Annotated in this window: 20 protein-coding genes and 1 riboswitch; of the genes, 3 read left to right on the forward strand and 17 right to left on the reverse strand. The window is 69.9% G+C overall.

The window, feature by feature from the left end; genetic code table 11:
• Nucleotides 1-6: 6 nt before the first annotated feature.
• The 8 genes from tdh to ACTWQO_RS35665 all read right to left on the reverse strand — a co-directional run bounded on the left by tdh (nucleotide 7) and on the right by ACTWQO_RS35665 (nucleotide 8,395).
• The gene (tdh, locus tag ACTWQO_RS35630; RefSeq protein ID WP_443241517.1) at nucleotides 7-1,035 is read right to left on the reverse strand and encodes an L-threonine 3-dehydrogenase; all 1,029 of its coding nucleotides are present in this window, start codon (nucleotides 1,033-1,035) and stop codon (nucleotides 7-9) included.
• Between the two features lie 184 nt (nucleotides 1,036-1,219).
• Nucleotides 1,220-1,798, reverse strand: coding sequence for a GAF domain-containing protein (locus tag ACTWQO_RS35635; protein WP_443241518.1), 579 nt, complete (start codon nucleotides 1,796-1,798; stop codon nucleotides 1,220-1,222).
• A 59-nt stretch (nucleotides 1,799-1,857) separates the two neighbouring features.
• A complete protein-coding gene (locus tag ACTWQO_RS35640; RefSeq protein WP_443241519.1) occupies nucleotides 1,858-2,475 on the reverse strand; it encodes a GTP-binding protein in 618 nt (205 codons plus the stop codon).
• Nucleotides 2,453-2,824, reverse strand: a complete 372-nt coding sequence (locus tag ACTWQO_RS35645; protein WP_210588630.1) for a DUF742 domain-containing protein — start codon at nucleotides 2,822-2,824, stop codon at nucleotides 2,453-2,455. The genes ACTWQO_RS35640 and ACTWQO_RS35645 overlap by 23 nt, the downstream gene beginning before the upstream one ends.
• A 2-nt stretch (nucleotides 2,825-2,826) precedes the next feature.
• The gene (locus tag ACTWQO_RS35650; protein ID WP_443241520.1) at nucleotides 2,827-3,261 is read right to left on the reverse strand and encodes a roadblock/LC7 domain-containing protein; all 435 of its coding nucleotides are present in this window, start codon (nucleotides 3,259-3,261) and stop codon (nucleotides 2,827-2,829) included.
• Between the two features lie 86 nt (nucleotides 3,262-3,347).
• On the reverse strand, nucleotides 3,348-5,672 hold the full coding sequence (locus ACTWQO_RS35655) for an ATP-binding protein (RefSeq protein ID WP_443241521.1): 2,325 nt from the start codon (nucleotides 5,670-5,672) through the stop codon (nucleotides 3,348-3,350).
• A 534-nt stretch (nucleotides 5,673-6,206) separates the two neighbouring features.
• Nucleotides 6,207-7,460 (reverse strand): MBL fold metallo-hydrolase, encoded by a 1,254-nt coding sequence (locus ACTWQO_RS35660; protein WP_443241522.1) that lies wholly within the window; start codon nucleotides 7,458-7,460, stop codon nucleotides 6,207-6,209.
• Between the two features lie 107 nt (nucleotides 7,461-7,567).
• The gene (locus ACTWQO_RS35665; RefSeq protein ID WP_443241523.1) at nucleotides 7,568-8,395 is read right to left on the reverse strand and encodes an MOSC domain-containing protein; all 828 of its coding nucleotides are present in this window, start codon (nucleotides 8,393-8,395) and stop codon (nucleotides 7,568-7,570) included.
• A 143-nt stretch (nucleotides 8,396-8,538) separates the two neighbouring features.
• On the opposite strand from ACTWQO_RS35665, the gene ACTWQO_RS35670 reads away from it, so the two are divergent.
• Together ACTWQO_RS35670 and ACTWQO_RS35675 are read left to right on the forward strand one after the other, a co-directional pair.
• Nucleotides 8,539-9,717 carry a Glu/Leu/Phe/Val dehydrogenase dimerization domain-containing protein gene (locus ACTWQO_RS35670; protein ID WP_443241524.1) on the forward strand — a complete coding sequence of 393 codons (1,179 nt, stop codon included), beginning with the start codon at nucleotides 8,539-8,541 and terminating at the stop codon, nucleotides 9,715-9,717.
• A gap of 36 nt (nucleotides 9,718-9,753) precedes the next feature.
• Nucleotides 9,754-10,374: a TetR/AcrR family transcriptional regulator gene (locus tag ACTWQO_RS35675; RefSeq protein ID WP_443241525.1), complete on the forward strand. Its 621-nt coding sequence runs from the start codon at nucleotides 9,754-9,756 to the stop codon at nucleotides 10,372-10,374.
• 33 nt (nucleotides 10,375-10,407) lie between these two features.
• On the opposite strand, the gene ACTWQO_RS35680 is transcribed toward ACTWQO_RS35675, so the two are convergent.
• The 3 genes from ACTWQO_RS35680 to ACTWQO_RS35690 form a co-directional block, all read right to left on the reverse strand.
• Entirely contained in the window at nucleotides 10,408-11,193 is a 786-nt protein-coding gene (locus ACTWQO_RS35680; protein WP_443241552.1) for an SGNH/GDSL hydrolase family protein, read from the reverse strand.
• A gap of 234 nt (nucleotides 11,194-11,427) precedes the next feature.
• Nucleotides 11,428-12,393 (reverse strand): LysM peptidoglycan-binding domain-containing M23 family metallopeptidase, encoded by a 966-nt coding sequence (locus ACTWQO_RS35685; RefSeq protein ID WP_443241526.1) that lies wholly within the window; start codon nucleotides 12,391-12,393, stop codon nucleotides 11,428-11,430.
• Nucleotides 12,394-12,397: 4 nt separating this feature from the next.
• Nucleotides 12,398-12,562, reverse strand: a riboswitch (cyclic di-AMP (ydaO/yuaA leader).
• Between the two features lie 297 nt (nucleotides 12,563-12,859).
• Nucleotides 12,860-14,929: an alpha-galactosidase gene (locus tag ACTWQO_RS35690; protein WP_443241527.1), complete on the reverse strand. Its 2,070-nt coding sequence runs from the start codon at nucleotides 14,927-14,929 to the stop codon at nucleotides 12,860-12,862.
• Nucleotides 14,930-15,100: 171 nt separating this feature from the next.
• Between ACTWQO_RS35690 and ACTWQO_RS35695 the strand changes: the two genes are divergently transcribed.
• Nucleotides 15,101-15,898, forward strand: coding sequence for a tyrosine-protein phosphatase (locus ACTWQO_RS35695; RefSeq protein WP_443241528.1), 798 nt, complete (start codon nucleotides 15,101-15,103; stop codon nucleotides 15,896-15,898).
• A 9-nt stretch (nucleotides 15,899-15,907) separates the two neighbouring features.
• Here ACTWQO_RS35695 and ACTWQO_RS35700 read toward each other — a convergent pair whose 3' ends face one another.
• From ACTWQO_RS35700 to hpnH, 6 genes are all read right to left on the reverse strand, one after another.
• A complete protein-coding gene (locus ACTWQO_RS35700) occupies nucleotides 15,908-16,030 on the reverse strand; it encodes a DUF6126 family protein (RefSeq protein WP_443241529.1) in 123 nt (40 codons plus the stop codon).
• Nucleotides 16,027-16,620 carry a helix-turn-helix domain-containing protein gene (locus tag ACTWQO_RS35705; protein ID WP_443241530.1) on the reverse strand — a complete coding sequence of 198 codons (594 nt, stop codon included), beginning with the start codon at nucleotides 16,618-16,620 and terminating at the stop codon, nucleotides 16,027-16,029. Before ACTWQO_RS35705 ends, ACTWQO_RS35700 begins: the two co-directional genes overlap by 4 nt.
• A 67-nt stretch (nucleotides 16,621-16,687) precedes the next feature.
• Nucleotides 16,688-18,073, reverse strand: a complete 1,386-nt coding sequence (locus ACTWQO_RS35710) for an aspartate aminotransferase family protein (protein WP_210575396.1) — start codon at nucleotides 18,071-18,073, stop codon at nucleotides 16,688-16,690.
• Nucleotides 18,070-19,962, reverse strand: coding sequence for a 1-deoxy-D-xylulose-5-phosphate synthase (gene dxs / locus ACTWQO_RS35715; RefSeq protein WP_443241531.1), 1,893 nt, complete (start codon nucleotides 19,960-19,962; stop codon nucleotides 18,070-18,072). The genes ACTWQO_RS35710 and dxs overlap by 4 nt, the downstream gene beginning before the upstream one ends.
• Before the next feature lie 29 nt (nucleotides 19,963-19,991).
• The gene (gene ispG / locus ACTWQO_RS35720; RefSeq protein WP_443241532.1) at nucleotides 19,992-21,149 is read right to left on the reverse strand and encodes a flavodoxin-dependent (E)-4-hydroxy-3-methylbut-2-enyl-diphosphate synthase; all 1,158 of its coding nucleotides are present in this window, start codon (nucleotides 21,147-21,149) and stop codon (nucleotides 19,992-19,994) included.
• A gap of 4 nt (nucleotides 21,150-21,153) precedes the next feature.
• On the reverse strand, nucleotides 21,154-22,176 hold the full coding sequence (gene hpnH, locus ACTWQO_RS35725) for an adenosyl-hopene transferase HpnH (protein ID WP_443241533.1): 1,023 nt from the start codon (nucleotides 22,174-22,176) through the stop codon (nucleotides 21,154-21,156).
• Nucleotide 22,177: the final 1 nt, after the last annotated feature.

A 22,177-nucleotide genomic window follows, 5' to 3' on the forward strand; every position in this document is an offset into this window, starting at 1 on the left:
AGGGAGTTACGAGGTCCAGTCGAGGATGACCTTGCCACCGCGGCCGCTCGCCGCATCGGCGAACGCCGCCTCGAAGTCGCGGTAGCCGTAGCGGCCGGTGATGACGGGCGCGAGGTCGAGGCCGCCCTCCAGCAGTACCGACATCGCATACCAGGTCTCGAACATCTCGCGGCCGTAGATGCCCTTGACGGTGATCATCGAGGTGACGATCCGGGCCCAGTCGACCGGGAACTCCTGGGACGGCAGGCCGAGCATCGCGATCCGGCCGCCGTGGGTCATGTTCGCGATCATGTCGCGCATCGCCTCGGGACGGCCGGACATCTCCAGGCCGATGTCGAAGCCCTCGCGCAGCCCGAGTCGGCGCTGCCCGTCCGCAATTGTCGTTTCGGAGACATTGAGCGCGAGGCTCACGCCGATCTTGCGGGCGAGTTCGAGGCGTTCCTCGCTGACGTCCGTGATCATGACGTTCCGCGCGCCGGCGTGCCGGGCCACCGCCGCGGCCATCAGACCGATCGGGCCGGCGCCCGTGATCAGGACGTCCTCGCCGACCAGTGGGAACGACAGGGCAGTGTGCACGGCGTTGCCGAACGGGTCGAAGATCGCGGCGACATCGAGGTCCACGGGCACACGGTGCACCCACACATTGGCGGCAGGCAGCGCCACGTACTCGGCGAACGCCCCGTTCCGTCCGACGCCGAGACCGATCGTGGCCCGGCACAGATGCCGCCGCCCGGCCAGGCAGTTGCGGCACTTCCCGCACACCAGATGGCCCTCGCCGCTGACCCGGTCGCCGGCCGCGATGTCGGTGACGTCCCGGCCGGTCTCGACGACCTCGCCGACGAACTCGTGCCCGACGACCAGCGGTGTGCGGATCGCCTGCCGCGCCCAGCCGTCCCAGGACCGGATGTGCAGGTCGGTGCCGCAGATGCCGGTGCGCAGCACCTTGATCAGTACGTCGCCCGGTCCCACGGCGGGCTCGGGGACGTCCGCGAGCCACAGCCCGGGCTCCGCCTTCTCCTTGACCAGCGCCTTCAACGCTACGGCTCCTGACGGTGCGACCCCGGGGTCCGGGCACGCCGAAGGCGCCCGCATCCGGGGAGAGGGGTGGAATCGCCCAGCAATCTGCCGTACGACACCCTCCCCGGTCCATCGAGGATTTCTTAACCCGCGCCGCAGCTCCGCTTCACACCTGCGCGGCGGTCGGGCGGGACACCTGGCGTCAGAGCACCGGAAGCCCGTCGGCCTCCCGCCTCTCGAGTCGGGCGACGAGACCTGCCGCCGCCGACTTGATGGTCTCCAGGCCGGGCTTCCCCCAGGGCCGCGGTGCCACGTCGATGACGCAGATGGTGCCGAGCACCATGCCCGTGCTGTCGATGAGCGGTGCGCCGAGATAGGAACGGATGCCGAACTCGTCGACGACGGGGTTGCCGGCGAACCGCGGATAGTCGCAGACGTCCTCCAGGACGAGCGCCTTGCGTCGGACCACCACATGGGGGCAGAACCCATGGTCACGCGGGAGCGCGCGGCCGAACTCCGGAGTGGTGCCGTCGCCCTTCACGAACGGGTCGACGGCGGGGAGATGCAGGCCCGCGAAGAACTGCCGGTTCTCGTCGATGAAGTTGACCATGGCGTACGGCGCTGCGGTCAGCTCGGCCAGACCGTCCGCGAACGCATCCAGGGCGGGCTCCGTCCGCTCCCCCAGACCCAGCCGACGCAGCCGGTCCGCCCGGGCGGGGGCCTCCTTGTCCTCGGGCGTGAGCAGCAGACGACCGGCCGGGCGCGGCGGGTCGTAGCTCATCGGCGCACTCCGTCGCTGTGGGGATGGCTCATAGGCGGGCTCCGTGGGGTGTGCGGGAATCACATGTGGGCACCGTGGCTCGGCGTGGGGGCCGGGGCGTGGGCGATGAGGTGGCGTACGAGGGTCAGCAGGGTCTGGACGCCGGAGCTGGAGATCCGGGCGTCGCAGCGCACGACGGGGATCTCCGGGTCGAGGTCGATGGCCGCGCGTACCTCCTCGGGGTCGTAGCGGTAGGAGCCGTCGAACTCGTTGATCGCGACGATGAAGCCCATGCCGCGCTGCTCGAAGAAGTCGACGGCGGCGAAGCAGTCCTCCAGTCGGCGGGTGTCGGCGAGGATGATCGCTCCGAGGGCACCCTCGGAGAGCTCGTCCCACATGAACCAGAACCGCTCCTGTCCCGGTGTGCCGAACAGGTACAGCACATGTTCCGGGTCGAGGGTGATGCGGCCGAAGTCCATGGCCACCGTCGTCTCGACCTTGTTCTCGATCCCGTCGAGGTTGTCGGTCGCGGCGCTGACCGTGGTGAGCAACTCCTCCGTGCTGAGCGGCGCGATCTCGCTGACGGCGCCGACGAAGGTCGTCTTCCCGACCCCGAACCCTCCCGCCACCAGGATCTTGAGCGCGGTGGGGAAGGGGTCGGCGCCGTCGTCGTAGTCAGAGCTGTCGTCGTAGTCCATCGAGCACTGCCTCCAGAAGGGCCCGGTCAGTGGGGTTGTGGTGGAACTCGGGTGGCTTGGTGGTCAGCGCCCCGCAGTCGACGAGGTCGGACAGCAGCACCTTGGTGACCACCGCCGGCAGCTTCAGATGGGCGGCGACCTCGGCGACCGAGACGGGCGCGCGGCACAGGTCCAGGGCCTGCGCGTGCTCGGGGCCGAGGTAGCCGAGGGGGGTGGCTCCGGTGGCCATCACCTGCGACAGGAGGTCAAGCGCGACGGTGGGCCGGGTGCGGCCGTTGCTGACCGTGAAGGGGCGCACCAGCCGTCCGGCCGCGTCGTCGAGCCAGGGCCCGTCGCCGGCCGCCGCCACGGTCAAGGCCTCAACGCCGTGGATTCGACGGTGTGCTGACGGGGCGCGGTCATGAGGTAGGGGCGGACGCTCTTGACCAGCATCGCCATCTCGTAACCGAGCACCGCCGCGTCGGCCTCACGGCCGGCCAGCACGGCGAGGCACGTGCCGGATCCGGCGGTGGTCACGAACAGCAGGGTCGAGTCGAGTTCGACGACGACCTGGCGGACGTCTCCGCCGTCGCCGAAGCGGACCCCGGCGCTGCGGCCGAGGGAGTAGAGACCGGAGGCCAGGGCGGCCATGTGGTCGGCGCTGTCCGGGTCGAGGCCGTGGACCGACTTCACGAGCCCGTCGCAGGACAGGAGTACCGCGCTGGTGGTGTGCGGTACGCGCTGCACGAGGCCGCTCATCAGCCAGTCGAGATCGGATACATGGCCGGTCGGCGCTTCGCTCGCCATGGTGGATCGACTCCTTGAGGTACGAAGGTCTGCGGGAGCGCTGGGGGCGGGGGTGGCGGTGGGCAGGGGGGTGTGTACGGAAGTGGTCATCCGGCTGGTGCGCTCCCGTCGTGCCGGGTGGTGGTGGGGTGGTCCGGGCGGGGCGGCACACGGCGCGCCTCCGTCGTGTGGGCCGGATCCATGGGCGGTACGTCCGTGGAGTGGGCCCTGGTCATGGGTTCGGCATCTGTGTGGAACGCATCCGGTCGGGCCGACGCGAGGCGCGTCGGCTCTGTGCGCACCGGTTCCATACGCGCCGGCTCCATGTGTGCCGACTCCATGTGTGCGGGTTCCATATGGCCGGACACCGTGTGTGGCCCGGAGTTCCTGTGTCCGGACACCGTGTGCGGCGTCTCCAGGGGCGTGGCGTCCGTGTGCCGGGATTCCCTGTGTGGTGAATCCATGTGCGGCGAGTCCATGTGCAGGGAGGCGCTGCTGTTCGGGGAGTCCATGTGGGCCGAGTCCATGGGCCGGGACTCCCTGTGCGGTGAATCCATGCGCGGCGAGTCCATGCGCAGGGAGGCGCTGCTGTTCGAGAAGTCTCTGTGGGCCGACTCCATGTGCGCCGACCCCACGTGGCCAGACTCCATGTAGCCCGGCTCCATGTGGCTCGCCTCCACGTGGCCCGGCTCCACGTGGCCCGGCTCCCTGTGCTGCTGCGCCTCCGCGAGCCCGATGCCGCGCTGGAAGGCCGCCATGAGGCCGGGGTCGTGGCCGACGAGGTGGTCCGTGTCCTGGCGTGGTGCCGGTCCGTCGCGGAGTTGGGGTGCGATGTGTTCCTGGGCCCGACGCCGGGGCAGTTGGGGCTTACCCATGGTGCCGCGGACGGTGCTCGTGCGCGGCAGAGGCGGTGTGGCCGCGTTCTCGGCGACGAGCGGACGGTCCTCGGGCCGAATGCCCGGCAGGGCCTCGGCCGGATTGGGCCGTTCCTCGTGGACGCGCACGGGCAGCGGCATCGGCGGACCGCTGTCCGGCATCGGGGCGGCGGCCCGAGGAGCCTGCCGGGGTGGCACGACGGTCGGCGCCGAGGGCGCGACCCGCTGCTGCCCCGCATCGGGTGCCGGTGCCGGTGCCGGTACGGACAGCGGATGCTGCTGCGGCGGAACGGCCGATCCCGCACCACCACCGGTTTCCTGCGGCGACCGTACGGCTCCGGGGGCGCCCGGATGCGTGCCCAACAACCCCTGCGGCACGACGAGTACGGCCTGGACACCGCCGTAGATGTTCGTCTGCAGGCGGACGTGGATGCCGTGCCGCCGGGCGAGCTGGGAGACCACGAACAGCCCGATGCGGCCGTCGGCGAGCAGGCTGGCGACATTGACCTGGTCGGGGTCGGCGAGCAGGGCGTTCATCTTGCTCTGCTCACCGACGGGCATGCCGAGTCCGCGGTCCTCGACCTCGACGGCGAGCCCGGAGGTGACCAGGTTGGCGCGCAGCAGGACTTGGGTGTGCGGGGCGGAGAACACCGTGGCGTTCTCCACGAGTTCGGCGAGCAGATGAATCACGTCGGCGACGGCGTGCCCGCGCAGGGTGCCGTCGATCGGCGGCACGAGCTTGACGCGCGAGTACTGCTCGACCTCGGCGATGGCCGAGCGCAGCACCTCGGTCATGGAGACCGGGTTGCTCCACTGCCTGCGCGACACGGCGCCGCCGAGTACGGCGAGGTTCTCCGCGTGGCGCCGGATGCGGGTGGCGAGGTGGTCGACGTGGAAGAGGCCCTTGAGCAGGTCTGGATCCTCGATCTCGTTCTCCAGCTCGTCGAGGATGGAGATCTCACGGTGCACCAGCGACTGGAGGCGCCGGGCGAGGTTCAGGAAGACCTCCAGCTTCTGCTCGCTGCCCGCCTGACTGGACAGCTGTGCGGCCTGGACGACGGCGGTGACGGCGCCGTCGTGTGCGCGGGCCAGGTCGGCGGCGAGCAGTTCGAAGTCGTCGGCGTCATCAGGAGGTCCGCTGCGCGGCTTGCGCTTGGGCGGGCCTTCGCCGCGCCGCAGCGCCTCGACGAGGTTCTTCAGATCTGCCTCGCCGCGCGCGCTGCTCCGCCGCATCGCGCCGAGCCGGTCGCTCACGGACTTGGCGGCGCGGTCGGCGGCCACGGCGGCGATGGCGATGGCGACGCAGGTCACCGAGACCGCGCCGGCGAGCACGCCCCACAGGGTGAGGCTGGGCTGCGCCCCGGTGGAGCGGACGGTGAACAGCACGGCGGCACTGGCACTGAGGGCGACCGCGACCGGCGGCAGCACGGCGAGACGCAGGAGTTGAGGCCGTATCTGCGTCTCGGACAGCGCCGGTACGGGGCGGGCGACCGGCCGCCCGTGCCTGCCGCCCTCGCGGCGGTCTGCGCGTGCTGCCGGTGCGCGGAGCTGAGACATCGGTGTCCTTGTGCTGGTCCGTCGGGCCTGGTTGCCGGGGGGTTTCGCGTGGCCGCCGCCGGTTTCTCGGGCCCTGCCGGTCACCGGCTTCCCCCGGCTCCCGGCCGGGATCGAAGTCGGGTCAGGGGCGATCCCATGGCGTCGACTCCCTCCGCCGCCTCGCACCTCCACCTGCCAGACCCCGCTCCCTGATCCGTCCTGGTCCTCGCTACGCCCCCGGTGCTGTGCACGAATCGGGCATGCGTCATCGCGATGCCGGTCGAGAGAACCGATGAATTCGGCCCTGCGTCGCCCAGCGGACACTCACAGTAGTCGTCCGTGCATCAGGTGCGGTGGGCAGTTGACAAACTCCCACGGGGAGCGTCCTGCTCTGGTATGAGGCTTCGTACGACAGGCCGATTAACGTCCCGTATCCCGGCCTTAGAACGAGAAGACAGCGATCACAGCTGGTCAGAAGCGGTCATGAATAGACGGCCGGGGCCGGGGTGCGATGCGCTCCCCGGCCCCGGCCGTCCACCGTTTTTCCGCCTGCGATCAACCCGCCGGTACGGCCGCGGCCTCGCCGCTGCCCTCGGCAGCATTCCCCGGAACGTCACCGGCCGTATCTGCCGGGCCTTCGGCCGCGGTCTTCTTCGAGGCGCCGGTGTGAACGTCGACGTCCGGCCATCCGCCGACCGGGGCCGCGGCCACCGCACGCCACCAGGGCTCGGACGGCACGGTCTCGGCCGTCGGCTCGAAGGGCTCGCCGGGACGGGGCAGGGCCGCGCGGGCGCCCTCGGCACGGGCGGCGGCGACGGTGCCCTCGCCGGGTTCCGCCCACGGGTGCATCGCCAGATTGAAGGTGGCCCAGTGGATCGGCAGCATCACCCCGGCGGGTGTCCCGCCCTGGAGGTCCAGATGGGCGCGCATGCCCTCTTCGGGGGTCATGTGGATGTCGGGCCAGAACTCGGAGTAGGCCCCGATCTGGATCATCGTGGCGTCGAAGGGGCCGTAGTCGGCGCCGATGTCCTTGAAGCCCTCGAAGTACCCGGTGTCTCCGCTGTGGTAGATCCGGTGGTTCTCGCCCGCGACCGACCAGGAGGCCCAGAGGGTGTGCTGGGTGTTGCGCAGTCCGCGGCCGCAGAAGTGGCGGGCCGGGGTGGCGGTCAGGGTGAGGCCGCCGACCTTGGTCTCCTCGTGCCAGTCCAGCTCGCGCAGCCGGTCCGCGGAGACACCCCAGTGTTCGAGGTGGGCGCCGACACCGAGCGGCACGGCGAACAGGGTGTCCGTGCCCGCCAGCGTCTTGATCGAGGGCATGTCCAGGTGGTCGTAGTGGTCGTGCGAGATGACGACGACGTCGACCGGGCCGAGCGCGGCCAGCGGCATGGGCACCGGGTGCAGTCGCTTGGGACCCGCGAAGGCGAACGGGGAGCAGCGCTCGCCCCAGACGGGGTCGAACAGCACGCGCCGACCGTCTATCTCCGCGAGCACGCTGGAGTGCCCCATCCAGGTCAGCCGCAGCCCGGTGGCGGGCGGCCGGGAGATGTCGGCGAGGGTGGTGGCGTGCACCGGGACCGTGCCCTGTGGGGCGCGGCGGGGGCGGGTGTCCTTGTCGAGGAAGCCCTTCGCAAGCTCCACGGACGAGCCGGAGGGCCGGGTCCGGGCCTCGCCGCCGGGATTCAGGAAGACCCCGTCCTTGAAGTGGGGCGATCTGCGGATACGGGCCAGACGCTCACCACTGGGGTCCGCGCCGAAGGCCGCGGGCTGCAGTGCGCGGAGCCCGGAGCTCAGGGAACGGAATCCGGTCACGGTACCTCCAGGGGAATCGCTGAGGCTTCCATTATGGGCGGCCCCTCTGACAACCCCGGGTCGCCCCGGTCACAGCGCGATGTCCCACCCGCCTCCCCCGGGCGGTTCTACAGCTCGGAGTCGCCCCAGACCTGCACGTCCACCTCGTCCCCGACCGTCACCTTGCCGGGCCGCAGGACCGCGAACTTCGCGCCGAACGCGACTCCGCCCTCGGCTGCCCGGCGATAGCCGGCGAGCGTGCGCAGCGGTTCCGGGCCGTCCCTGGCCCCGGTCTCCTGGTCGACCAGGGTGACGGCGCAGCGGATGGCGAGCTTCGCGTAGCCCAGTTCGGCGTCGCCGAGGGTGATGCGATGAGCGCGGTCCTCGGTGTGCGGTTCGTCCCAGCCGCCGACGACGATGTTCGGGCGGAAGCGGTCCATCGGCAGCGGGCTGCCGCCGCGCTCGGCCACCTTGGCGTTGAGGAGGTCCAGGGTGGAGCGGGAGAGCATGTGCAGTGCGCAGCTGTCGGCGTAGCCGGAGGTGCCCGGTGTCCGGCCGTCGGTCACCCGGTCGTGCTCGGGCGGCACGCGGACGAGTCTGCTGGGCGCCCGGAGCACGTCCGACAGCCATGCGGCGGCCGCATCCCCCTGGTCGATCCCCTGATACGGATTGCCGAACAGGTCGACCGGCCGCCGAGCCCCGGACGCGTCCACGTCGAGGTGCACGGCCTCGTACCCCGGCGCCCGCAGCACCAGCCGCTCCCCGCCGGCACCGACCTCCGGCCTGATGAGCGCGAGCCGCGGATCCCGGCGCTGTGTCCGGAACACTCCCGCCTCGCTGACGACCATGAAGCTGCGGTCGTGCGCGAGACCGGCGGGTGTCACGAGCGCCTCGCCCGGCGAGGTCCCGGCGCACCCCTTGATGGGGTAGTAGGTCAGTTCGACGACATGAGCCATACGTTCGCCCCGCTCTCTCCGACGTCCGTCGACGATATGACGCGCTGCCCTGTCAGCCCGTCAACCGGTTTCTCGTTGACACGACCGGGCACCCATCCAGATACTGACTGATCATTCAGTAATGCTCAGTTCGAGGAGCCCGCATGACCACCCCTCTGATGTCGCTCGTGTGGACCGACCACGTCACCGGGCGGCAGGGCTTTCTGGTCGTCGACCGGCTGGTGCGCGGTGTGTCCAGTGGAGGTCTGCGGATGCGGCCGGGCTGCACCCTCGACGAGGTCGCCGGACTCGCGCGCGGCATGACCATGAAGGAGGCGCTGCACTACAACCCCGAGGGCCGGTACGTTCCCCTCGGCGGCGCCAAGGGCGGCATCGACTGCGATCCGCAGGACCCGGACGCGTACGGGCTGCTGGTGCGCTACCTGCGCGCCATGGGGCCGTACATCGAGACTCTCTGGACCACGGGCGAGGATCTCGGGCTCACCCAGGACCTGGTGGACCGGGCGGCCGCGGAGGCGGGGCTCGTGTCGTCGATCCAGGCCGTGTATCCGCTGCTGGACGACGAGGCCGCCGCCAGGCGACGGCTCGCCGACGCGTTCGCCGTCGACGTGGACGGCATCGGGCTCGACGAACTCGTCGGCGGCTGCGGGGTCGCCGAGTCGGCGCTCGCCGCGCTGGACCGGGCGAGCGTGCCGTACGCCGGAACGCGGGTCGCCGTGCAGGGCCTGGGCACCATGGGCGGGGCAACGGCGCGCTTCCTCACGCGCGCGGGGCTCACGGTCGTGGCCGTCGCCGACATCAAGGGCACGATCGCCAATCCGCGGGGACTCGACGTCGAGGCCCTGCTCGCCGCGCGGGACGCGTACGGGACCGTCGACCGCGGCGTACTGCGCCCCGGCGACCGGGAACTGCCGGGCGACGCCTGGCTGTCCGTCGACGCGGAGGTGCTGGTGCCCGCGGCGGTCTCGTACGCGATCGACGCCGCGAACCAGGAGCGGATCACCGCCCGCTGGATCGTCGAGGCGGCCAATATGCCCGTACTGCCCGAGGCGGAGGAGCGGCTGGCCGCGCGCGGGGTCGTGGTGCTGCCGGACGTGGTCGTCAACTCGGGGACGAACGCCTGGTGGTGGTGGACGCTGTTCGGCGACATCGGCGCCGACGCGGACGAGGCGTTCGCCTACACACGCCGTTCGATGCGCGCCCTGGTGGACCTGATGCTGGCCCGGGCGGAGACGGACGGGACGACACCGCGGGCAGCCGCGCACGCCCTCGTCGACGACCGACTGCCCGTGATCGCCGCACGGTTCGGCTGGTATCGGTGAGGCGGGCCGTTGACATGTTCTGGGTAGGGTGAGCGCGTGGCGAGGGTGCGGTTGAGCGTGGCTGAGCGGCGCGAGGAGCTGCTGAAGGCCGCCATCGAGCAGATCGAGGCACGGGGAGTCGCGGCCGTCCGGATCGCCGACGTCGCCGCGGCGCTGGGGGTGAGCAACGCGCTGGTGCTCTATCACTTCTCCACCAAGGAGAAGCTCGTCGCCGCGGCCTTCACCCACGCCGCCGAGGCGGACCTCGCGCAGCTGCGCGGGCTGCTCGGCCGCCGTACGACAGCGCTGCGCCGGCTTCGGGCCGCCGTGCGCTGGTACGCCCCCACGGGCCAGGCCAAGGGCTGGCGGCTGTGGATCGAGGGCTGGGCGGCGGCGCTGCGCGAGCCCGCCCTGCGAGAAGTCACCCGGGACCTCGACAAGGAGTGGAAGGCCGCGATCGCCGAGGTCATCGCCGAAGGAGTGGTCGCGGGCGAGTTCCGCTGCCCGGATCCCATCGGCACGGCCCTGCGCCTCACGGCCCTCCTCGATGGACTCGCCGTACAGATGACCGCCTACACCGGAGCGGTGTCACGCGCGCGGGCGCAGGAATGGGTGGATGACGCTCTCGCCCGCGAACTGGGGCTGGAGCGGGAGGCGTTCACGGCGTCGGGGCGGTGAGCCTGGCCGCCCACCGCCCCTCGATCCACAAGCTCAGGCCACAGACGCGATCCGCTCCTTGATGTCGTCCGGCGACAGCGTGCCCTTCGCCGTCACATGGTCGCCCGACGACTCCCCGCGCAACCGCCGCCCGATCCACGGCACCAGATACTCGCGCGCCCAGTGGACGTCGTCCCGCCGCACTTCGAGGGTGCCGCGCGGCGGCAGCGGGGGCCAGGGCTGCTCGGGGTCGGCCGGGATATCAAGCCCGAGGACCTGGCCCGCGCGCAGCGCCACGCGCGTGTGCCCCTCGGCCGAGAGGTGGAGCCGGTCGTCGTCCCAGGCCCGCCGGTCCTGAATGGTCTTCAGGGACCACAGGTCGAGTACCGGGCAGCCGTACCGGTCGGCGACGGCCCGGACATGCCCGTTGTAGGTGGCGATCTTGCCGCGCAGATGCTTCAGCACCGGGACGCCCCGGGTGTCGAAGCCGGTCGTCACCATGACGGTGCCGACGGCCGAGGTGAGCCGGACGATCGCCCGCTCGAAGCGCTCGGCGACCTCGTCGGGGTCGGTTCCGGGCCGGATGATGTCGTTGCCGCCCGCACAGAACGAGACCAGGTCCGGGGCGAGTTCGGCGGCCCGCGGGAGTTGGTCGGCCACGATCTGGTCGAGGAGTCTGCCGCGCACGGCAAGGTTGGTGTACTCGAAGTCGCCCTCCGGCCGCCGGTCCGCGAGCAGTACCGCGAATCGGTCGGCCCAGCCGACGAACGCCCCGTCGGGGCCGGGGTCGCCGACGCCCTCGGTGAAGCTGTCCCCCACCGCCACGTACGACCCGATCACTGATCTGATGTCATTCTTCGAATCGTCTGCCACGTCGGCCCATGATTCACCTTCGGATGTGAGCTACGCGACCGTAGGAAGGGGTTGACGGACGGTGAGATAAGCCACTCCTAAAGTGTTCGCCAACTCAGGAATATGTCCCGACCGTGGTTACCGCACAGCCAACACCGAAGGCCGGACCCGGGGATCGGGGTCCGGCCTTCGGTGGCGTGGGGGACGCTTCAGGCGCCGGTGTCAGCTGACGGAGACACCCTTCGAGCGGAGGTAGGCGACGGGGTCGACGTCCGAGCCGTAGTCCGGGGTGGTGCGGATCTCGAAGTGCAGGTGCGGGCCGGTCGAGTTGCCGGTCGAGCCGGAGAGGCCGATCTGCTGGCCCGCGGTCACGCTCTGGCCGCTGGAGACGGAGAGCGAGGACAGGTGGCCGTACTGCGCGTAGTAGCCATCGGCGAGCTTGATGACGACCTGGTTGCCGTACGAGCCGGCCCAGCCCGCGGAGACGACCGTGCCCGCGCCGACGGCCTTGAGCGGGGTGCCGCTCGGGGCGGCGAAGTCGACGCCGGTGTGGTACCCGCTGGACCACATGCTGCCCGACATGCGGTACGGGGTGCCGACGCTGGCACCGGCCACGGGGAGGGTGAAGCCGCCGGCCGTACTCGTGGTGTCGGAGGACTGGGTGGTCGCCGTGTTCGAGGACGACTTCGACGAACCAGAAGCGGACGAACCAGATGAATCAGAAGAACCGGACGACTTCGGCGAAGAAGAGGATGACGAAGACGAAGCCGACGAAGAGGACGACGACTTGGAAGAACCGGTCGTGGCCTTCTTGCCGATCGAGAGCTTCAGGCCGGGGTGGATCAGCGCCGGGTCCGAGCCGACGGCCTCACGGTTGTCCGCATAGAGCTTCTGCCAGCCACCGCTGACATTCTGCTCGTCGGCGATCTTCGAGAGGTAGTCACCGGCCCGCACCGAATAGGTCCGCACACCCGAACTCTTCGCGGCGGCGGTCTTCTCGGCAGCCTTCTTTTCGGTCTTCGGAACCGACTGAACGGCCTTTTCCGAAACCGACTTGGCGGGAGCGGCATGCGCTCCGGTGGCCCCCAGGAGCGGGAGAGCGAGCGCGGCGCCACCGGTTCCGGCGACGGCGATCGAGCGGGTGAAGCGATGACTCTTGGGACGGCGGTGCTTACCCTTCGCGGGCATGACGAATTCCTCTCCGGCGCCTACGAGGTGAGCTGTCGGGTGCGGACTGGAGATGTCCGGCCGCGCGGTGGCGACTTAACCCCTAGCCGTTCCGGAGACCGGAACAGGCGGTTGTACCTGTGGGTCCCCCGCTCCTGCCGTTCACGGGTGAGTTGAGCGGTCTCCGGGCGGCGGCAGGATTGGGCGTCCGTCCGGATTGGTGGCGAACGTAAGCGACCAAGACGCAAAGGGACAAGCAAGAGGTTCCATGGCTGCGCGTTTCTCTTGATCCCTTGCGAGAAAACCCAGTCACCCTCCGTGAATTCCGCCCCGGTCGGCGCATTCAAATCCCCTGGAAAAACACCTGAATTACGTGAACATGACGGACAACGCTCGGTCACGAATATGACGCTGCTCACGCAGCTTCTCCCCAGGACGCTTTATTCCAGAGCGAGTTGGAACGAAGATCCTAATTCGGACAGATCACTCAGATGCGACGCAGCCGGAGAACCGTCGCATCAAGGTCGCCACGCAGCCCCGTGCACAACCCGTGATGCAGCAAAACCGCACCCCGGTGAACTTCGCCCGTTTCGCGGCATTCATACGACGCTGTCGGGTCGAGGCCGCGCAGCCGCACCACCGGAACGGGTTCGCCGTAACGCTGCGCCTCGAGCCAGGCGAGGACGACGGTCTCGTCGCCGAGCACGTACTGCACCGCACTCAGCCCGCCCTGCGGCGGCCGCAGCCGGTAGACGTCGCCGCGCTGCACGAGGGGCCGGATCTCCTTGTAGAGACCCACCCAGTTCCGAGCCTCGGCCAACTCGTCGTCCGTCCACTCGGTGAGGTCACCGCCGACCCCGAGCACTCCGGCCATGGCGCTCACGAACCGGAAGCGCAGCGAGCTGACCCGGCCGTTGAGCTGGACGTTGGGGCTGTCGGTGACCCACGCGGCCATGACACGTGCCGGGTGGATCTGGCTGAAGCCGTGCTGGATGGCGAGCCGGTCGAGCGGGTCGGTGTTGTCCGAGGTCCACACCTGATCCGTACGGCTCATGATCCCGAGGTCGATCCGGCCGCCGCCGCCCGAGCAGGACTCGAAGGCGACGCCGGGGTGCGCGTCCCGCAGCCGGTCCAACAAGCCGTACAGCGCACGCACATGGTCGACCCACAACCGCTGCGGATACGCCTCTCCCGGCCAGCCCGCATCGGTGAAGCAGCGATTGAAGTCCCACTTCACATAGTCGATCGGGGCACTGGAGAGAAGCGTGTCGAGCTGCTCCCAGAGGTATTCCTGAACGTCGTCGCGGGCGAGGTTCAGTACGAGCTGATTGCGGAATTCCGTCCGCTTGCGCCCGATTTGATGCTGCACCCATTCAGGATGGGCGCGATACAGGTCGCTGTCCGGATTGACCATTTCGGGCTCGACCCAGATACCGAACTGCATACCGAGGCCGTGCACGTGGTCCGCGAGCGGCTTGAGCCCGCCGGGGAAGCGGTCGGGGTTGGGCGTCCAGTCGCCGAGCCCGGCCCGGTCGCTGGTCCGCGCCCCGAACCAGCCGTCGTCGACCACGAACAGCTCCACGCCCATGCCCGCGGCCCGTCGCGCCAGCGCCCGCTGCTGCTCCTCGGAGATCTCGAACTCGGTGGCCTCCCAGGAGTTGAAGAGCACCGGCCGGTCCTCGCCCGCGTCCGGAATGACATACGTCCGCTGGTACGCGTGCCAGGCGCGGCTCGCCCCGCCGTAGCCGGCGTCGCTCCACAGGCCGGCGAAGACGGGCGTCGTGAACGACTCGCCCGCCGCCAGTCGCAGCAGGCCCGAGTCGTCGTAACCGGCGCCGCCGGTGATCTGCACGCGCGCGTCGGCGAGTTGCGCCACGGCGATCCGCCAGGACCCGGACCAGCCGAGCGCGCAGCCATAGACCTCGCCGCGCTCCTCGGTCGCGTCGGCGTCCAGCGCGACCCAGGGCAGGTGCTGATGTCCGGTATGTCCGCGACGGCTGCCGATGACCTTCTCACCGTAGGTGAGGTCGGAGCGCACGAGGCGGGACTCGGCGGCCCAGCGGCCGTGCAGCTGGGAGAGCCGCCAGCCGTCGCGGTCGGGCAGCGTCCAGGTCGCGGAGTCGGCCCGCAGCAGCTCGACCTCCGGCCCTTCGTTGTCGAGGGTCACCCAGCGCTCCACGACGTCGTCGCGCATCCGGTAGTGCAACGTGACGGCCAGGCCGCCGTCGCGGAACCGCAGCCGCAGCGCGTCGTCCTCGGCCTCGTACGCCTCGAAACGCCACTCGGTGCCGCGCCGCTCCTCGGTGCGTACGGAGAGGGCGGGCCGGGCGAAGCGGGGGCCGCCCTCGACGGGGTACTCCTCACGTCCGTCGAGCGGGGACTCGAAGGGCCGGTAGTCCGGCAGCGGACGCACGGCGAGGGCCTCGGCGTCGGCGAGCGTGATCCGAGGGCCCCAGTGCAGGTGCAGCAGCTCGTGCTCGTCGGTGAGATGGATGGCGTAACCGCTGGTCGGCCCGGTCAGGAGCCACGTACGGCCGTTCTCGGAAATTTCCAGCATCACGTCTCCACAGTTCCGAACAGGTGCACTCAAGTACCAACATCATCTATGTCCGTGAACCCCGGGACAACGCCTGTGGACAACTCATTGCCCCAGGAATCCATGTCGTATCGTCGAGTGCGTGCCCGTCGACGAGCCGCGCCGACGTAGCCGAATGGGAGGGGAGCCCCCGTGACGCAGCAGATCCCGTCGACCGAGCCGGAGCTGGACCGGGTGCGCAACTTCCGTGACGTGGGCGGGCTGCCGACCGTGGACGGGCGGCGGGTGCGACAGGGCGTGCTGTTCCGCAGCGGGCACCTCGCACACGCGAGCGAGGAGGACGCGGCGTTCCTCGGCTCGCTCGGTCTGCACACGATCTTCGACTTCCGCAACGCGGCCGACCAGAAGCTGGAGGGCCCGGACGTCGAGCTGCCCGGCGTGCGGAATGTGAACCTCCCGCTGACCGACCCGGCGGACGGCGCCGAGTTCTGGAAGATGGTCCGCGACGGCGACATCGACCAGCTGCGCACGATCCTCGCCGACGGCAAGGCAGCGCACCGGATGATCACCTCGTACCGCACGATCATCAAGGAGCGGACCGCCGAGCACTCCCGCGTGCTGCACGCGCTCGCCGAGGACAGCGTCCCCGCCCTGATGCACTGCGCGGCCGGCAAGGACCGCGCCGGCCTCTCCATAGCCGTGACGCTGCTCGCCCTGGGCGTCGAGCGCGAGGCGATCGTGGCGGACTACCTGGAGTCGAACGCCAAGCACCGCCGCTACAAGGTCCACCGCAGCAGCAGCTCAGCCTCCGCCTACTCCCCCGAGGTCATGGAGCTGCTCAGCCCTCTCTTCGACGCCCGCGCCGAGTACCTCACCGCGGCCTTCGAGACCATCGAGTCCACCTGGGGCGGTGTCGACGCCTACCTGGAACAGGGCCTCGCGGTCACCCCCGAGATCCGTGAGCGGCTGCGCGAGCGGCTCCTCGACTAGGGCCTACGGCTACTGCTTCGCCCCCAGCTCGAAGAGCAGGTAGACGAAGGCCGCGAAGACGTGCCCGACCGCGATGTAGATGATCAGGCGCACCCACAGGGCGCGCGGGAACTTCTCCTCCATGTCGCTCATGGCATGACTCCAGGGTCGGGGCCCAGGCACAGTGCGGCCGTCGGGCTCTGCAGCAGGGTGTGGACGAACAGAAGCTCGAGCCCGGCGCGGTCCTCCGCGGCGATCCGATGCGGGGTCAGCGAGTCGAAGTGCGCGCTGTCGCCGGGCGCGAGCAGATGCGTGGTGTCCCCGAGGCGCAGCCGCAGCCGCCCTTCGAGCACATAAAGCCACTCCTCACCGGGGTGCACGCGCACGATGTCGCCCTGGGAGCCGTGCGGCACATGCAGGCGCAGGGCCTGCATGCCGCGGCCGGGCGCCCCGGCCTGGCGGTACGTCCAGCCGCCCGCCGCCGTCGGTTCCATGTCCGCGGCGCGTACGACGGCGTCCCGGTCGGCGACCGTCTCGCCGAGCAGTTCTGAGACCGTCGTACCGTAGATGCGGGCCAGGGCGAGCAGCATCGGCAGTGAGGGCTGACGCTGTCCGGTCTCCAGGCGGGAGAGATGGGCGGGCGACAGCCCGGCGGCGCCCGCCGCGGCCTCCAGGGTGAGGGAGGCACGACGCCGCAGGGCTCGGAGCTGCGGCGCCACGGCGGGCAGGTCGGGAGAGCTCATGCCCTCCATTCAGCCGGAGGCTTGCCTGTGGGGCAAATTTCTTGCCTCAGAGGCAAACGCGCCCGTTCTACCGGTTGGCCACCGCCTGCTTGACCAACGTCTTCCCGAAGTCCCACATCAGACCGCCCCCGCTGTGAGCGTCGTCCATCACGGCCGTGAAGGCCTCGACGAACCGGTCCACCTCCCGCTCGCCGACGATCAGCGGCGGGATCAGCTTGATCACCTCCAGGTGGTCACCGGAGACCTGGGTGAGGATCCGGTGCCGCTGGAGCAACGGCACGACGACCATCTGCGCGAACAGGCCCTTGCGAGCCGCCTGCAGCATCGTCCAGCGGCTGCGCAGCTTCAGCGAGCTGGGCCTGCCGAACTCGATGCCGATCATCAGGCCCCGGCCGCGTACGTCGGCGAGCAGCTCGTACTTGTCGACCAGCGCCGCGAGGCGGGACCGGAGCAGGTCGCCGGTGGCCCGGGCGTTCGCGACGATCTGCTCGTTCTCCATGACCGACAGGACGGCCAGGCCCGCCGCCATGGCCTGGGCGTTGGATCCGAAGCTCGCCGAGTGCACCAGCACACGGTCGATCGACGAGTAGACCTTCTTGAAGATCCAGTCCTTGCCGAGCGTGGCGCCCACCGGCACATAGCCGCCGGAGAGCGCCTTCGCGACGCAGACCAGGTCCGGTTCGACGCCGTCCTCGTGCTGGTAGGCGTAGAAGTCCCCGGTCCGGCCGAGTCCGGTCTGCACCTCGTCCGCGATCAGCAGCGCCTTGTGCTTGTGCAGCAGGTCCTGGGCGGCGCGCAGATATCCGGGTGGGGGCTCCAGGACGCCCTTGCCCTGGATCGGCTCGACGATCAGGGCGGCGACGTCGCCCTTCTTCAACTCCCGTGCCAGCGCGACGAGATCGCCGAGCGGTACGGCCGTGTCGGGCAGCAGCGGGGCGAAGCCGTCACGGAAGCCGTCCTCGCCGTTGACGGACAGGGAGCCGGTGGTCAGGCCGTGGAAGGAGTGCTCGCAGTACAGGACGCGGGGTTTTCCGGTGGCGCGGCGGGCGAACTTCAGCGCGGTCTCGACCGCCTCGGTGCCGCTGTTGCCGAAGAACACCCGGTCCAGATGCGGGCTGTGCGCGAGCAGCCGCTCGGCCAGCAGTCCGGGCAGCGGCTGGCAGTCGAAGCGGGTGAGGTCGGCGAGCTGTGCGTCGAGCACATCGTGCAGCGCCTTGCGGACGACGGGGTGATGGCGGCCCAGGCCCATCACCCCGAACCCGGCGAGCATGTCCAGGTAGTCGTCGCCGTCCGCGTCCCAGAAGTACGCGCCCTCGGCCCGCTCGTAGACCTTGTCGAAACCGATGGTGTGCAGCATGCGCGGGAGCTGGTGGTTGAGGTACTTGGTGTGCAGCTCGTAGCGCTCGGCTCCGCGCTCGGCCAGCAGTGCGCCGAGGTCGAACTCCGTGGTCATTCGGGTTTCTCCTTGGCTGACTCTTTGACGGCCAGGCTCGCGCTGATCCGTCCGGCGACCTCGACGGGCGTGAGGCCGATGTCGGCGAGCACCTCGCCGCGTTTGGCGTGCGCGAGGAACTGCTCCGGGATGCCGAACCGCCGTACGGGCACGTCGACATCGGCGTCACCGAGCGCCAGCGCGACCGCCGCTCCGACCCCGGACGCGCGGCTGTTGTCCTCGACGACGGCGACCAGGCGGTGCTCGGCGGCGAGGCCGGGGAGCGCCGGGTCGACGGGCTTGACCCAGCGCGGGTCGACGACGGTGCAGCCGATGCCGCGCGCCTGAAGCAACTCGGCGGCCTGGAGGCAGACGGGCGCCATGACGCCGACGGCAACCAGCAGGACCTCCGGCGACTCGTCGCGGTGCAGTACGTCGATGCCGCCGACCCGGTCGACCGCGGGAACGCACGGCCCTACCGACTCCTTCGGGAACCGTACGAGGGTCGGCGCGTCGTCCACCGCGACCGCCTCGCGCAGCTGGGCCCGCAGCTGGTCGGCGTCGCGCGGCGCGGCGATCCTGAGGCCCGGCACGACCTGGAGGATCGACATGTCCCACATGCCGTTGTGGGAGGCGCCGTCGACGCCCGTCACGCCGGCCCGGTCCAGGACGAAGGTGACGCCGCAGCGGTGCAGGGCGACGTCCATCAGGAGCTGGTCGAAGGCGCGGTTGAGGAAGGTGGCGTAGACGGCGACGACGGGGTGCAGTCCGCCGGTCGCGAGCCCGGCCGCGCTCACCGCCGCGTGCTGCTCGGCGATGCCGACGTCCCAGACCCGGTCCGGGAACCGTGCGGCGAACTTGCCGAGCCCGACCGGGTGCAGCATGGCCGCCGTGATCGCCACGACGTCCTCCCGCTCCTCCCCGATCCTGACGATCTCCTCGCCGAACACCGAGGTCCAGGACGGCCCGTTGGACGGCGCGAGCGGCTCGCAGGTCAGCGGGTCCATCACACCGACGGTGTGGAAGTGGTCTTCCTCGTGCGCGAGAGCGGGTTCGTAGCCACGCCCCTTCTCGGTGAGGCAGTGCACCAGCACCGGCCCGTGGAAGCGTTTCGCACGCCGCAGCGCGGACTCGACGGCGCCGATGTCGTGTCCGTCGATCGGGCCGACGTACTTCAGGCCCAGGTCCTCGAACAGGCCCTGCGGCGCGAACGCGTCCTTGAAGCCCTTCTTCGCACCGTGCAGTGCCTCGTAGACCGTGTTGCCGACGATCGGCGTGCGCTGCAGTACGTCCTTGCCCCAGGCCAGGACCTGTTCGTAGCTGTCGGTGGTGCGCAGGGTGGCGAGGTGGTTGGCAAGGCCGCCGATGGTGGGGGCGTACGACCGCTCGTTGTCGTTGACGACGATGATCAGCGGCCGGTTCTTGGCCGCCGCGATGTTGTTCAGCGCCTCCCAGGCCATGCCGCCGGTCAGGGCGCCGTCGCCGATGACCGCGACGACATGCCCCTTCTCCCCCTGCACCTGGCGGGCCTTGGCGAGCCCGTCGGCCCAGCCGAGCGCGGTGGAGGCATGGCTGTTCTCGACGATGTCGTGCTCGGACTCCTCACGCGACGGGTAGCCGGAGAGGCCCCCCTTGCCGCGGAGCTTGGAAAAATCCTGACGCCCTGTCAGCAACTTGTGTACGTAGCTCTGGTGGCCGGTGTCCCACACGATGCGGTCGACCGGCGACTCGAAGACCCGGTGGAGCGCGACGGAGAGTTCCACCACCCCCAGATTGGGCCCGAGATGACCGCCGGTCCTGGCCACGGCGTGCACCAGGAACTCCCTGATCTCGTCGGACAGTTCGCCAAGTTGCGCCTCGGACAGTGCCTTCAGGTCGCGTGGTCCCCGGATGCTCTCCAGAATCGTCACGTTCGCGGGCCCCCTTCGGTCCGTGCTGTTCAGCTCACGGTGACGGCCGGCTCCCCCGACTCGACGCCGTCCTGTTCCATCTGTTCGGCGATCTTCATCGCCTCGTCGATGAGGGTCTCCACGATCTTCGACTCGGGCACGGTCTTGATGACCTCACCCTTCACGAAGATCTGCCCCTTGCCGTTGCCGGAGGCGACCCCCAGGTCCGCCTCCCGCGCCTCACCGGGACCGTTGACCACACACCCCATCACGGCCACCCGCAGGGGCACTTCCATGCCCTCCAGACCTGCCGTGACCTCGTCGGCCAGCTTGTACACGTCGACCTGGGCGCGCCCGCAGGACGGACACGAGACGATCTCAAGCCGCCGCTGCCTGAGCCCCAGCGACTCCAGGATCTGGATGCCGACCTTGACCTCCTCGGCGGGCGGAGCGCTCAGGGACACGCGGATGGTGTCACCGATCCCCCGCGACAGCAGCGCCCCGAAAGCCACGGCCGACTTGATCGTCCCCTGGAAGGCGGGACCCGCCTCGGTGACGCCCAAGTGCAGCGGATAGTCGCACTGTTCAGCCAGCTGCTGGTAGGCGTTGACCATGACCACCGGGTCGTTGTGCTTCACCGAGATCTTGATGTCCCGGAAGTCGTGCTCCTCGAACAGCGACGCCTCCCACAAGGCGCTCTCCACCAGCGCCTCCGGCGTCGCCTTGCCGTACTTCTGCAGCAGCCGCCGGTCGAGCGAGCCCGCGTTGACGCCGATCCGGATCGGCGTGCCGTGCTCCTTCGCGGCCCGCGCGATCTCCTTCACCTTGTCGTCGAACTGCTTGATGTTGCCGGGATTGACGCGTACGGCCGCACAGCCGGCCTCGATCGCGGCGAACACGTACTTGGGCTGGAAGTGGATGTCCGCGATCACCGGGATCTGCGACTTGCGGGCGATGGTCGCGAGGGCGTCCGCGTCGTCCTGCGTGGGGCAGGCGACGCGGACGATCTGGCAGCCGGACGCGGTGAGTTCCGCGATCTGCTGCAAGGTGGCGCCGATGTCGGACGTGCGGGTCGTCGTCATCGACTGCACCGACACCGGGGCGCCGCCCCCGACCGCCACCGGCCCGACCTGGATCTGCCGTGAGACACGGCGCTCCGCGATCGGCCGGACCGGTACCTCGGGGACGCCCAAGGAGATGGCGGTCATGAGATCACTCGTGGTTTCCGGCGACGGTCTCGCGCATCGCCCGCAGGGACTCCTTGAGGGAGCCCATGGTGGCCATGACCGCGGTCGGCTCGTAGCCGCAGTGCGCCATGCAGTTGGCGCAGCGCGGGTCCTTGCCGCGGCCGTACTTGTCCCAGTCGGTGTCCTCGATCAGCTCCCGGTACGTGGTCACGTACCCGTCGCTCATCAGGTAGCAGGGGCGCTGCCAGCCGAAGAGGGAGTAGTTCGGGATCGCCCAGGCGGTGCACGGGAAGTCGACCTTGCCCTCCAGGAAGTCCAGGAAGAGCGGGGAGTGGTTGAGCCTCCACTTGCGCCGGTTGCCGCCCGCGAAGGCCTTCTTGAACAGCTCACGGGTCTGCTCCACGCCCAGGAAGTGCTCCTGGTCGGGGGCCTTCTCGTAGGCGTAGGCGGGCGAGATCATCATCTCGTCGACCTTGAGGTCGTCGTTGAGGTAGTTGAGCACCTCGATGATGGTCTGCGGGGTGTCGGTGTTGAAGAAGGTCGAGTTGGTGGTGACCCGGAAGCCGCGCCGCTTGGCCTCCTTGATCGCCTCCACCGCCTCGTCGAACACACCCTCCTTCGCCACGGACTCGTCGTGCCGCTCACGCAGCCCGTCGATGTGCACGGCGAAGGCGAAGTACGGCGAGGGCTTGAACTTGTCCATCTTCTTGCGCAGCAGCATGGCGTTGGTGCACAGGAAGACGTACTTCTTCCGCGCCACCAACTGCCGCACGATCTCATCGATCTTGGGGTGCATCAGGGGTTCCCCGCCGGCGATCGACACCATCGGGGCACCGGACTCGAGCACCGCTCCCACGGCCTGGGCAACCGGCATGCGCTGCTTGAGCACACCCGCCGGGTGCTGGATCTTGCCGCAGCCCTCGCACTTGAGATTGCAGGCGTAGAGCGGTTCCAGCTCGACGATGAGCGGAAACTTGTCCCGCCTGCGGAGCTTCTGTTCAGCCAAGTACGTAGCGACCTTGATGGACTGGCGCAGCGGCATGGCCATC

Origin of the sequence: Streptomyces sp. 4N124, from assembly GCF_052245395.1 — a bacterium.
Classification (GTDB): domain Bacteria; phylum Actinomycetota; class Actinomycetes; order Streptomycetales; family Streptomycetaceae; genus Streptomyces.